This is a genomic window from Curtobacterium sp. MCBA15_013, assembly GCF_001865095.1.
Taxonomy (GTDB): Bacteria; Actinomycetota; Actinomycetes; order Actinomycetales; family Microbacteriaceae; genus Curtobacterium.
Map to the genome: position 1 here is coordinate 360082 of NZ_MJGQ01000015.1, position 12343 is coordinate 372424.

General features: G+C 72.1%; 12 protein-coding genes. 5 read left to right on the forward strand and 7 right to left on the reverse strand.

Annotated elements, in window-relative coordinates; all coding sequences use genetic code 11:
- Positions 1–171: 171 nt before the first annotated feature.
- The 5 genes from BIV01_RS11185 to mvk are packed head-to-tail and all read right to left on the reverse strand — an operon-like array spanning position 172 to position 5473.
- Positions 172–1332 carry a hydroxymethylglutaryl-CoA synthase gene (locus tag BIV01_RS11185; protein WP_071302869.1) on the reverse strand — a complete coding sequence of 387 codons (1161 nt, stop codon included), beginning with the start codon at positions 1330–1332 and terminating at the stop codon, positions 172–174.
- Positions 1329–2393, reverse strand: a complete 1065-nt coding sequence (locus BIV01_RS11190; RefSeq protein ID WP_070418055.1) for a hydroxymethylglutaryl-CoA reductase — start codon at positions 2391–2393, stop codon at positions 1329–1331. The genes BIV01_RS11185 and BIV01_RS11190 overlap by 4 nt, the downstream gene beginning before the upstream one ends.
- Entirely contained in the window at positions 2386–3468 is a 1083-nt protein-coding gene (locus tag BIV01_RS11195) for a phosphomevalonate kinase (RefSeq protein WP_071302870.1), read from the reverse strand. Before BIV01_RS11195 ends, BIV01_RS11190 begins: the two co-directional genes overlap by 8 nt.
- Positions 3465–4484: a diphosphomevalonate decarboxylase gene (mvaD, locus tag BIV01_RS11200; RefSeq protein WP_071302871.1), complete on the reverse strand. Its 1020-nt coding sequence runs from the start codon at positions 4482–4484 to the stop codon at positions 3465–3467. The genes BIV01_RS11195 and mvaD overlap by 4 nt, the downstream gene beginning before the upstream one ends.
- Entirely contained in the window at positions 4484–5473 is a 990-nt protein-coding gene (mvk, locus tag BIV01_RS11205; protein ID WP_083413974.1) for a mevalonate kinase, read from the reverse strand. Before mvk ends, mvaD begins: the two co-directional genes overlap by 1 nt.
- Positions 5474–5613: 140 nt before the next feature.
- Here mvk and BIV01_RS11210 point away from each other — a divergent pair, with 140 nt between their 5' ends.
- From BIV01_RS11210 to BIV01_RS11225, 4 genes are all read left to right on the forward strand, one after another.
- The gene (locus BIV01_RS11210; RefSeq protein ID WP_071302872.1) at positions 5614–7242 is read left to right on the forward strand and encodes a DHA2 family efflux MFS transporter permease subunit; all 1629 of its coding nucleotides are present in this window, start codon (positions 5614–5616) and stop codon (positions 7240–7242) included.
- 228 nt (positions 7243–7470) lie between these two features.
- Positions 7471–7926 (forward strand): MarR family winged helix-turn-helix transcriptional regulator, encoded by a 456-nt coding sequence (locus tag BIV01_RS11215; RefSeq protein WP_175473692.1) that lies wholly within the window; start codon positions 7471–7473, stop codon positions 7924–7926.
- A gap of 21 nt (positions 7927–7947) precedes the next feature.
- Positions 7948–8370 carry an organic hydroperoxide resistance protein gene (locus BIV01_RS11220; protein WP_022905450.1) on the forward strand — a complete coding sequence of 141 codons (423 nt, stop codon included), beginning with the start codon at positions 7948–7950 and terminating at the stop codon, positions 8368–8370.
- 24 nt (positions 8371–8394) lie between these two features.
- Entirely contained in the window at positions 8395–9369 is a 975-nt protein-coding gene (locus BIV01_RS11225) for a zinc-binding dehydrogenase (RefSeq protein WP_071302910.1), read from the forward strand.
- A 72-nt stretch (positions 9370–9441) separates the two neighbouring features.
- On the opposite strand, the gene BIV01_RS11230 is transcribed toward BIV01_RS11225, so the two are convergent.
- A complete protein-coding gene (locus tag BIV01_RS11230; RefSeq protein WP_070418050.1) occupies positions 9442–10899 on the reverse strand; it encodes a sugar porter family MFS transporter in 1458 nt (485 codons plus the stop codon).
- Between the two features lie 129 nt (positions 10900–11028).
- On the reverse strand, positions 11029–11556 hold the full coding sequence (locus tag BIV01_RS11235; RefSeq protein WP_071302873.1) for a hypothetical protein: 528 nt from the start codon (positions 11554–11556) through the stop codon (positions 11029–11031).
- A gap of 137 nt (positions 11557–11693) precedes the next feature.
- Here BIV01_RS11235 and BIV01_RS11240 point away from each other — a divergent pair, with 137 nt between their 5' ends.
- Positions 11694–12254 carry a DUF937 domain-containing protein gene (locus tag BIV01_RS11240; RefSeq protein ID WP_071302874.1) on the forward strand — a complete coding sequence of 187 codons (561 nt, stop codon included), beginning with the start codon at positions 11694–11696 and terminating at the stop codon, positions 12252–12254.
- The last annotated feature ends 89 nt before the right edge of the window (positions 12255–12343 follow it).

The following is a 12343-nucleotide window of genomic DNA, read 5'->3' on the forward strand; positions in this document are numbered from 1 at the left end:
CGCCTCCCGTCCGTCAGTCGGTCACGTCAGGGACGCGCGGTCACGTCAGACGCGAAAGCGACAGTGCACAGCCGGCCGCACCCGACCGTGTCACGAGAGCGACAGTGCACAGCCGGCATCCTGCTGCGACCTGTCGCTTTCGCAGCGACGCCGAGCCGCGGGCGACGGACCTCAGACCTGCGCGGTCGCCTCGTAGCGGCGTGCGCCGCCGCGGACGCCGGCGAAGCGGTACGGCGCAGTCGTGACCCGCGGACGCTCGACGTCCTCGCTCGTCGCGGCACCCGCGGCGTGCAGCTCGCGGTAGGCAACGACCGAGAGCGGCACCCGGGCGGCGAGGAGCTCGCGGACCCGACCCACACGGCGGTGCTCGCGGTACGCCGGCTGCACGATGCCGGTGATGAGTTCCCCGACGCTGCCGGACCCGTAGCTGAACAGGCCGATGCGCTCCCCGGCGAGGTCGTCGTCGAGGTCGAGCAGTGCGGCCAGCCCGATCCAGAGCGACGCCGTGTAGGTGTTGCCGGTCTGCTTGTTGTACGTGAACCCGAGGGCGAGCTCGGACTCGTCGAAGGGCACCCCGACGTGCTGCGTGAGCTTCCGGTGCGCCTTCAACGCCATCTTCGTGAACGGCTGGTGGTGGACGAAACGCACGATGTCCTCGTACGCCGGGCCGCCCTGCGCCGCGAGGTCGTCCCACGCCCCGACGAACGCGTCGACGTAGGCGCTCACGGACAGGCGGCCGTCGACGAGCGCGGTGGAGCGGTCGTTCGGCCGCCAGAAGTCGTCGACGTCGGCGGTGAAGACACCCGCGGCCGGCTCGATCTCGATGAGGTCGGGGTCGGCGGCGATCAGGATCGCGGCGGCGCCGGCACCCTGCGTCGGCTCGGCGGCGGTGTCGACGTCGTAGCGCGCGACGTCGGCGGCGATGACGAGCACGCGCTCCCGCGGAGCACGCGCGACGATGCCGAGGGCGAGCTGGACGGCAGCGGTCCCGCCGTAGCAGGCCTGCTTCAGCTCGACGACGCGGACGTTCTGCGGCAGCCCGAGCAGGCCGTGCACGAACACCCCGGCGGCCTTCGACTGGTCCACCCCGGACTCGGTGGCGAAGAGCACCGTGCGGATGCCGTCGGCACCGTGGCGGTCGATGATCTCCTTAGCGGCGGCGGCGCCCATCGTGACGATGTCCTCGTCGGGAGCGGGCACGCTGAACGCGTCCTGCCCGATGCCGACGTGGTACTTCGCCGGGTCCACCCCGAGGCGCTCGGCGAGGTCGTCGAGCTCGAGCACGTGGTGCCCGGTCGCGACGGCGAGGTCGTGGATGCCGATGCGGGTCACGCTGCACCTCCGGCGGGCTTCGCGCCGCGACGTTCCATCGCGACGTGGGCGGCCATCAGCTCGCCCGGGTTGGTCTGCGCGGCGAGCAGGGAGAGTTCCCCGCACAGGACGGTCGCGGCGCAGAGGGCGGCGAGCCGGCGTGCGTTGGCACCGGGCTCGCGGTCCTCGCGGCAGCCGAGGCGCACGAGGGCGTCCTCGACGACGGGCAGGTCCCCGCCCTTGCCGTTGCCGACCGTGCCGACGATGAGGTGCGGGAGCGAGGTGGCGAAGTACAGGTCACCGTCGCGGTCCTCGGCGCTCGTGATGCCCTGGGAGCCCTCGACGATGTTCGCCGCGTCCTGCCCGGTGGCCAGGTAGAAGCCGAGGAGCATGTTCGCGTAGTGGGCGTTCGCGGAGCGGATGGCCCCGGCGATGGTCGACCCGACGAGGTTCTTCGCGACGTTGAGCTCGGCGATGCGTGCCGCGCTCGACCGGAGCCGCTTCTCGACGACCTCGCCCGGGATGACGATCTCGGCGACGGTGTTCCGGCCGCGTCCGCGGATGCCGTTCACCGCGGTGGCCTTCTTGTCGGTGCAGAAGTTGCCCGAGACGCTGACGTACCGCAGGCCCGGCTCCCATGCGAGGATCGCCGGCAGGAGCTTGTCCGCCGCCTGCGTGACCATGTTGTGCCCGGAGGCGTCGCCGGTGGTGAACGCGAAGCGCAGGAACAGCAGGTCCCCGACGATCTCCGGGTGCACCTCGATGAGCTTCGCGAAGCGGCTCTGGCCGGCGACGATCTGCTCGAGCTCGTCCTGCCGGGCGAGGATGCGCCCGGTCGCGAGGTGTGCCGCGGCCGCGCTGTCGGCACGGACGACGACCGAACGGGTCATGCGCTCGTCCACGACGGTCGCGACGATGCCGCCCTCGACCATGCGCGAGATGCGGGCACCGCGGCCGACGGACGGCCAGAGCGGCGACTCGTACGTGGCGAGCGGCACCTCGTGCTCGCCCTCCACCGCGTTGCCGCTGATGCGGATCGGCCCCACCCACTTCGTGGGGATCGGGGTCAGCAGGTCAGTCATCGACGCTCCCTTCGGGCGCTTGCACCGCGACGCTGAGGTGTCTGATGTCGTGCGCCTCCCAGGCGCGGTGGATGCCGGCGAGGTCGGTGTCCGCCGGGACGAGCGCGATGCCGCAGTCGCCGCCGCCGGCACCGGACGGCTTGGCCGCCCCGCCCGCCGCTTCGACGACGTCGCACAGGGTCGCGAGTCGCTCGGTCTCGATCTGCGAGCCGACCGACGTGCCGAGGCGCTGGAGCAGCCCCCGGGCGCGTCGGAGTGCCCCGAGGGTGCGCTCGGCGTCGCCGGTCTGCAGGCCGACGGTGAGGTCGTCGACGCAGGTGCGACTCTCGTCGAGGAACGCCTGGTAGCCGCCGTCGCGGTGCCGACGGACGACACCGACGAGCTTCGTGGTCGAGGCCGGCGAACCGGTCCAGCCGACGAGCAGCTCGAGGTTCTCGGGGGCGGGCAGCCGCTGGACGTCGAAGCCCTCCCACGCGTCCGCGTCGCCGAGGATCTCGGTCACGGTGCGGGTGTCGAGCTGCGCCGCGAGCCGTTCGCGGTCCGGTGCGCTGTAGCGGAGCCAGCCGCCGAAGGTGCTCGCGGCGAGGTCCCCGCCGGATGCGCGCGGGTTCACCCGGATCGTGGCCAGCAGGGCGACCTGGAAGCGCTTCCGCTGCGAGAGCCCGAGTCCGTAGAAGCGGTCGAGGGCCCCCACCGTGGCGACGGTCACCGCCGCGGAGGACCCGAGCCCGAACTTCCGGCCGCTCGCGTCGTCGAGCTGGCTGTGGATGCGGAGGTCGTGGAACCGCGGTGCGATGCCCTGCTCGGCGCGGAGTTTCTCGACGAGGTCGATCGTCGCCATCACGTAGTCGTACGGGTGGTGCTCGGTGTCGAGCGCGATGCCGTCCTCGGCGCGGGTCCAGGTGAGCGGGAGGTGTCCGTACTCCTCGGAGTGCACGCTGCCGGCGCCGTGGCCCTCGCGCACGCGCGCGGTGATGGCGCGGTCGAGGGCGATGATGACGGACGGCTGGCCCGGCTCGACGACGGCGTACTCGCCCGCGACGAACAGCTTGCCGTGGGCACGGAACTCGATCACTCGGCGGACTCCTCTGGTCGGACGACACCCGGTGCGGGTGCCTCCGGGTCCTGCGTCGCAGGGACTTCGGAGCCGAGCAGGCGCGCGCCTGGTCCGGTACCGGACTCGATCACGTCGCCGAAGCCCGCGAGCGCGGACGCGACGGCGCCCCGGTCCTCGGGCTTCGTGAGCACGACGACGTTCGGGCCGGCGTCGGCGGTGGCGTACGCCTCGACCCCGGCGGCACGGAGTTCGGCCACGGCGTCGAACACGGCGACGCTGCGGGCGTTGAGGTAGCGGATGGGTGGGAAGGCGCCCTCGATCGTGGCGTGCATGCGGAGGGCGTTGCTCTCGGTCAGCTCACCGATGCGGGTGAAGTCCCCCGCGGCGCAGGCGGTGAGCATGTCCCCGACGGTCTCGGTGGTCGAGGTGACCCAGGCGGGGTAGAACGGCGACGTCGCGATGGTGCGCCGCATCGCCTCGCGCGAGCCGATCGCCTTCGGGCCGGCGTCGATCGTCACGACGACCATGGCCATCGGCGGCGCGGGGATCGGCTCGGCGTAGGAGCCCTCGTCGTCGCCGGCGTGCCAGACCGCCACGCCACCGGGGATCGACCGGGTGGCCGAACCCGAGCCGCGTCGGGCGAGCCGGGACAGGTCGCGCGCGGAGAGGTCGAGACGGTACGCCGCCGCGGCCGCGGTCGCGAGCGCCGCGAACCCCGAGGCGCTCGAGGCCAGTCCGGCTCCGGTCGGCACGGTGTTCTCGGACACCACCGACGCCCGCGCCGAGGACCCGGCGAGCTCGCGCACGAGGTCGAGGAACTGCGTGACCCGCACGAGCGCCCCGTCGGTCGAGACCGAGCCGTTGAGGGTGAGGGTGTCGTCCGCCGTGTCACCGACGGTCACCGACGTCGTCGTCGGGAACACGTCGAGTCCCATCGAGACGCTGCCGGTCGCCGGCAGGGCGAGGGAGGCGTCCGCCTTGCCCCAGTACTTGACGAGGGCGATGTTGGGGTGCGCGACGGCGGTGGCGGTCATCAGGCGCGGTCTCCGATCGTGGTGGTCCAGGTGGCTGCGGCACCCGCGCCGCGCAGTGCGGCCGCGATGCGGTCCGCGTGGTCGACGTCCGTGGCGAGCGCGATGACGCACCCGCCGCGGCCCCCGCCCGTGAGCTTCGCGCCGAGGGCGTCGGCCGCACGTGCGGCGCCGACGAGACGGTCCAGGTCGTCGCTCGACACGTCGAGGTCGCTGAGCAGCTCGTGCGCGGCGTCCATCGTGGCACCGAGCGCCTGTGCGTCGCCGTCCACGAGCGTCGCCCGCGCGCGTCGGGCGAGTGCGCCGATCCGGTCGATCACGGCGCCGGTGCCGTCCGGGTCGGCGTCGTGACGGGCGCGGACGGCGGAGACCGCCTCGCGCGTGTGGCCGGGGACCCCGGTGTCGGCGACCACGAAGGCGAACCGGGCGCCGAGCTCGACCGGCTCGATGCGGCCGCCCTCGAACCAGACCGGTGCGTCGGCGACGACCCCGCGGGCGTCGAGTCCGGACGGTCGACCGTGGGCGACCCGCTCGCACTCCTGGATGAGTCCGTGGTGCGCCTCGGCGTCGAGCGTCTCGCCGAGTGCGTCCGCGACCGCCGCGGTCACCGCAGCTGCCACCGCCGCGCTCGATCCCATGCCGCGAGCGGTGGGGACCTCGCTGTCGACGCGCACGTGGAAGCGGCGGTCCGTCACGCCGAAGTGCCGCAGCGTGGCGGTGACCGCGGTGACGGTCGGCATCACGGCAGCGGGGGCGAGGTCGAGCGGGCCGGTGTGCACGGTCGACTCGAGGTGGTGCCCCTCGGCGTCGTCGATCGGCGTGACCGTCGCGACCACCACGGCGTCGATGACCGGCAGGACGAGCGCGGGTGCGCCGTAGACCACGGCGTGCTCCCCGATCAGGATCGTCTTGCCGTGGGACGACGCCCTACCGGTGCGGCGGGTGGGGCCGGCTCCAGTGGTCGCTGAGTTGTCGAGGTCGTTGGTGGTCATCGTGGGTCACGTCAGCCTAACCGTCCCGGCCATGCACGCGCTCGACGGTGTCCGTACCCCGCCCGTGAGCGCGCTCCACGAGGTCGCCGTTCCGGGCGTACGGTGATAGTCAGCATGCTGACTACCCGAGGAGCCGCCCCGTGAGCACCCACCACACCCCCGACCGCCGACGCTGGGCCGGACTCGTCGTCATCAGCATCGCCGTCTCGCTCATCATCGTCGACTCGACCATCGTGAACGTCGCGATCCCGAGCATCGTGGCCGACCTCGACATCGGTTCCACCCTGGTGCAGTGGGTGCAGGAGAGCTACACCCTGGTCTTCGCGGCGCTCCTGCTCGTGTTCGGCTCGCTCGCCGACCGCTTCGGCCGGCGGCGCCTGCTGATCGTGGGCGTCACGGTGTTCGCGCTCGCCTCGGTCCTCGCCGCACTGGCCCCGACGGGCGACCTGCTCGTGCTCGCCCGCATCGTGCAGGGCGTCGGCGGCGCGATGGTGCTGCCGACGACCCTCTCGCTCGTGAACGCCACCTTCACCGGCCGCGAGCGCGGGATCGCCTTCGCCGTCTGGGGCTCCACGATCGGCGGCATGGTCGCGGTGGGCCCGCTCCTCGGCGGCTGGCTGACGACGGACTTCTCGTGGCGGTGGGCGTTCGGCATCAACGTGCCGCTCGGCATCGCGATCGTCGTCGGCGCGTCCCTGACCGTCCGCGAGTCCCGCGACACCGTGCACGCCGGCCGGATCGACGTCGTCGGCGCCGTCCTCAGCGTCGTGACGAGCGCCTCGCTCGTGTTCGGCCTCATCGAGGGACGCACGTACGGCTGGTGGTCGAACGCCACCCGGCTGACGGTCGGCGACTGGACCTGGCCAGGACCGCTCTCCCCGATCCCGTACGCGTTCGCGCTCTGCGTCGTCGCGGGCGTGGCGTTCGTCCTCTGGACGAGGCGGCGACAGCGCGCGGGCCGCTCCACGCTCATCGCGCTCGACCTCTTCACGATCGGGTCGTTCCGGAACGGGTCGATCGCGGCACTCATCGTGTCCCTCGGCGAGTTCGGCATCATCCTGTCCCTGCCGATCTGGCTGCAGAACGTGCTCGGGTACTCTGCGCTGCAGACCGGGTTCGTCCTGCTCGCCCTGGCCATCGGGTCGTTCGTCGCGAGCGGGTTCGCGGCGACGGCCGGCCAGCGGATCGGCGCGCTGCGGATCGTCCGGATCGGCATCGCCGCCGAGATCGTCGGCGTCGCGGCGATCGGCTTCGTCGTGACCTCGTCGACGCCGTGGTGGGCGATCGTGCCGTGCCTGTTCGTCTACGGGTTCGGTGTCGGGCTCGCGACCGCGCAGCTCACGAGCGTCGTGCTGCGGGACGTCCCGGTCGAGCGCAGCGGCGAGGCCTCCGGCGCCCAGAGCACCGCCCGGCAGATCGGGTCGGCGCTCGGCATCGCGGTGCTCGGCACGGTGCTGTTCACGTCGACCGGCACGCTGCTGCAGCACCGGCTCGAGGACGCCGGGTCCTCGAGCGCGGCCGCGTCGCAGATCGCCGATGCCGTGGTCGCGTCCTCCGGCGGGTCGATCGCGGCACTCACCGAGCAGAGTCCGACGGCAGGAGCCGCTGCGGCCGAGGCGTTCAGTGACGGCACGCGCGCGGCCGCCTGGTCGGCCGCGGGCTTCCTGGTGCTCGGCCTCGCGGCGACCCTGCGCCTGCGCAGCCGCCCGGAGGACACCGAGGACGCCGGATCGGACGCCGCCCCGACGACCGCCGACGCGACCGACTGACGGACGGGAGGCGCGGGTCGGCCCCGCCCCGCGCCTCCCATCCGCCGCACCAGGCCCCGCGCCGGGGGCGACGCTCTCATCCGCGCAGGTCGTGGGCATCGGCGTCGTCCTCGCCGCGGTCGGGACGGCGGTGACGACGGGCGGTCGACCGGGCGTGACCGGGACAGATCGGCAACAGGTGTCCCCGATACGGTTGTGCACAACTGAGTTGCGTGCAATGCTTGCAGCATGCCCGTGACCGACGAGATGGTGTGCTTCTCCCTCTACGCGGCGAGCCGTGCGACCACGCAGGCGTACCGGACCCTGCTGGAACCGTGGGGGCTCACCTACCCGCAGTACCTCGTCCTCGTGACGCTGTGGATCGAGGGCGACCAGACCGTCTCGGGTCTCGGCGACCACCTGCAGCTCGACTCCGGCACCCTCTCACCGCTCCTGCGCCGCATGGAGCAGTCGGACCTCGTCCGTCGCGAACGTCGCAGCACCGACGAGCGGGTCGTCACGATCACCCTCGGTGACCGCGGCCGCTCGATCCGCGGCGAACTGGCCCACATCCCGTCGACGATCGCCGCCGGGATGGGCCTGCCCGACGAGCACGCCGCGACGGAACTCATCGCGACGCTGCACCGGCTGACCGAGACCATGCACGCCGCTGCGACGCCGAACCGCGCCGCCGCGGACCACTGACCCCACGAAGGAAGGAACACCATGGAAGCCCTCTACACCGCCGAGGCCCTCTCCACCGGCGCCGGCCGCGACGGCCGCGTCGCCACCAGCGACGGCTCGTTCGCGCTCGACCTCGCGATCCCGAAGGAGATGGGTGGCTCGGGCGCCGGCACCAACCCCGAGCAGCTCTTCGCCGCCGGGTACGCCGCGTGCTTCCACTCGGCACTGCAGGGTGTCGCCCGCAGCCAGAAGGTGAAGATCGCCGACTCCTCCGTCGGCGGCCGCGTGCAGATCGGCCCGAACGGCGAGGGCGGCTACCAGCTGGCCGTGCTGCTCGAGGTCGTCCTGCCCGGGCTCGAGCACGACCAGGCACAGGCCCTCGCGGACGCCGCGCACCAGGTCTGCCCGTACTCGAACGCGACCCGCGGCAACATCGACGTCACCATCACCGTCTCGGAGGACTAGTCCATGAGCACCACCCCCACCACCATGCGCGCCGTCGTCCACGAGACCTTCGCCGAGCCGGCCGAGGTCCTCGGCGTGCAGGAGCGCCCGGTCCCCACCCCGGGCGCCGGCGAGGTCCTCGTCCGCACGGTCCTCTCCCCCATCCACAACCACGACCTCTGGACCGTCCGCGGCACGTACGGCTTCAAGCCCGAACTGCCGGCGGCCTCCGGCACCGAGGCGCTCGGCGTGGTCGAGGCCCTCGGCGAGGGCGTCACGAACCTGCAGGTCGGCCAGCGCGTCGCCGGCGGGGCGTTCGGCGTCTGGGCCGAGTACTACACCGCGAACGCCGCCGGGCTCGTCCCGGTGCCCGACGCGATGCCCGACGAGGCCGCGGCCCAGCTCGTCTCGATGCCGTTCAGCGCGATCAGCCTGCTGCACTCGCTCGACCTGCACGAGGGCGACTGGCTGATCCAGAACGCCGCGAACGGTGCGGTCGGCCGCATGGTCGCCCAGCTCGGCGCCGCGCGTGGCATCAACGTCATCGGGCTCGTCCGCCGCGCCGCCGGCGTCGAGGAGCTCCGCGAGCAGGGCATCGAGCGCATCGTCGCCACCGACGCGGACGACTGGAAGGACCAGGTCGCCGCGATCACCGGCGGTGCGCCGATCGTCGCGGGCGTCGAGTCCGTCGGTGGCAAGGCCGCCGGCGACATCGCGAGCGTGCTCGGCGAGAACGCCACCCTCGTCGTGTTCGGCGCGATGGCCTCCCCCACGCTCGAGATCCCCTCCGGCAAGGTCATCTTCGGCCAGCTCACGGTGAAGGGCTTCTGGGGCAGCGTCGTCAGCAAGACGATGCCGGCCGAGACAAAGGGGCAGCTCTTCGGCGAGCTCATCACCCGCGTGCTCGACGGTTCGCTGACGCTCCCCGTCGCGGAGACGTTCGCCTTCGAGGACGTCCGCGACGCGGTCCGCGCCTCGGACACCGCCGGCCGCGTCGGCAAGGTGCTCCTGCGCCCGTAGACGCGACTGCGAAACGGACTGGAGGCGCGGTGCCAGCTGGCACCGCGCCTCCAGTCCGTTGTGGTGGTCTGTCTACCGCCGTGCCTGCTTCGCGGGGACCGTGAAGATGTTGCCGGTGGTGACGCCCTCCTCGACCTCTTCGAGGGTGCGACCGCGGCTCTCCGGGACGAACTTCCAGATGAAGAGCAGGGCCAGCACGCCGACGATCGCGAATCCGAAGAAGGTCCCGGTGATGCCGGTCGCGGCGACGATGGTCGGGAAGTACAGCCCGAGGAACGCGTTCGCGATCCAGAGGCAGAACACCGCGATGCCCATGCCGAGCGCACGGATCTGCGTCGGGAAGATCTCGGACAGGATCACCCACGTGGCGATGTTGAGGAACGTCTGCATCGAACCCACGAACGCGACGACGAGGAACAGGATGACCCACGGGCGGGCCGGGTTGCCCTCGACGAGCGTCATCGACGCGATGCCGATGAGGAAGTGGCAGACCGTCGTCAGCGAGTAGCCCAGGATGAGCGTCGTGCGCCGGTTGATCTTCTCCATGTTGTAGATCGCGATCACGCCACCGATGACGGCGATGATCCCGGGGGCGATGTTCGCGATGAGTGCCGCCGACTGCTGGAAGCCGGACTCGATGAGCACGGTCTGGCCGTAGTACATGATCGAGTTGATGCCGGTGAGCTGCTGGGCGACACCGATGCCGGCGCCGATGAGCACGATGCGGATCAGCCACTTGTTGCCGAGCAGGGTGCGCCAGCCGCTCTGCTGCTGGACCTTCGACTCGAACTCGTTCGAGCGCTTGATGTCCTCGAGCTCGGCCTCGGCACGTTCCTTCGAGCGGATCTGGCCGAGGACCTCGAGCGCCTCGTCGTTGCGGCCCTTCGACGCGAGCCAGCGCGGTGATTCGGGGACGCGCAGCATGCCGACGAACAGCGCGATCGCGGGCAGCGCGCAGACGGCGAGCATGACGCGCCAGACGCCGTTGCCCTCACCCCAGAGGTTGCCGATGATCGCGTTCACGACGAAGGCGGCCAGCTGCCCGATGACGATCATGAGCTCGTTGCGGCCGGAGAGCGACCCGCGGATCTCGTACGGGGCGAGTTCGGCGAGGAACACCGGGACGACCGTGGACGCACCGCCGACCGCCAGACCGAGCAGGACACGACCGACGACCATCACGCCGAACACCGGCGCGAAGACGCAGATCAGGGTGCCGACGAAGAACGTGACCGCGAGCAGGATGATCGTCTTGCGGCGACCCCAGCCGTCCGCGATCCGACCGCCGAGCATGGCGCCGATCGCGGCACCGAAGAGGAGCGAGCTCGTGACGACGCCCTCGGTGAGGTTCGTCAGGCCGAGCTCCTGCTTCATCGGCAGGAGCGCGCCGTTGATCACGCCGGTGTCGTAGCCGAAGAGGAGCCCGCCGAAGGTGGCGACGAGCGCGAGGACGCCGAGGCGGCGGACGTGCGGACCCTGTCCGACGGGCGGGAGCGGAACGCTCGGGGCTGTCGGTTTGATGTCGACCATGCGGGTGACTCCTTCGTCAGTGATCAGGCTGCATCGCTTGGAAGGATCGTAACCCGAATCCATGTCCTGTCAATCGGTCATGAAGACAACATGACGATTGGATCGCTCCACGAAAGTCCTGGTCAGCGATCATTCGTCGTCGCCGGTCGGCTCGTCCAGCACGTCCCCCAACGACGCCATGTCCGCACCGTGGTCCGTGTAGCGCCGGACCGTCCGCCGCGCCGCGGCGCTCGCGGCACCCGAGAGTCGTGGGTTCTTCCGTGCGGCGTCGGCGACGCGTCCGGCGTGCCCCGCGGTCGACAGCAGGATGTTCGCCAGGGCCCGCGCGTCACCCGGTTCCGGCACACCCGTGACCGTCCACGCCGTGCGGACCTGTTCGTCGGGCGTGACCCCGCGCCGCGTGCCCATCCGGTGCCAGTCCGAGAGCGAGCCCTCGGTCCGGGAGGCGGCACGGTCGGCCTCTCCCGCCCGCCGACGGTCGGCGTCGCGCGCGGCGTCGTCCGCGGCTTCGCTCCGCTCGATCCGGTCGACGAGCCCGTCCGCCCGCTTCCGGACGAGTTCGGCCCGTTCGCGGGCGGCGGCGTCGTCACCGCCGGCTTCGGCGATGCGGGCGGCGTGCGCGGCAGCCGCCGCGGCGAGGATCTCCGAACGCTCCATGCTCCGACGGTAACCCGTGCGGCCGACAGCGCCGCACACGAACCGCGCGCACGGGTTCCGGATAGCCTCCAGCCAGCAGCGGCACCTCGTGCGCTCCCGCACGGTCAGCCGACGACCACGAACGGAAGTGGACGACCATGGCAGGACTCGACGACCTCCTCGGGGCGATCCCGATCGGCGACATCGCGAAGAAGCTCGGCATCGACGAGGCGACCGCGAGGAACGCCGTCAGCCAGGCGGTCCCGGCGCTCGTCGGTGGGCTGCAGAAGAACGTGGAGAACGGTGGCGCGGCCTCGCTCGACAAGGCCCTCGACAAGCACGCCGCGAAGCCGGACCCCAGCACGATCGACGACGTCGACGAGGAGGACGGCAACAAGATCGTCGCCAACGTCTTCGGCGGCAAGCAGCAGGACGTGGCGGCGGCGCTCGGCAGCACCGGCGGCGGCGTGGACCTCGGCGGGATCATCGGCAAGGTGCTCCCGCTCGTCGCGCCGATCGTGCTGAGCAAGCTCGGGAACCAGAAGGCGGCGACGCAGTCGGGCGGCGGCGGGTTCGACATCGGCGGGCTGCTCGGGGGCTTCCTCGGCGGCGGCTCCGGTGCGGCCGGCGGGGCGGGCGGCGGCAAGGGTGGCGGCGGCCTCGACGTCGGCGGCATCCTCGGCAGCCTGGGCGGACTGCTCGGCGGCGGCAAGAAGTAGCTCGGCCGCGACGGCCGCCGGCCGCAGGGCGACCAGCAGACGGACGGGAGGCGCGGTGCCAGCCGGCACCGCGCCTCCTGTCCGTCAGG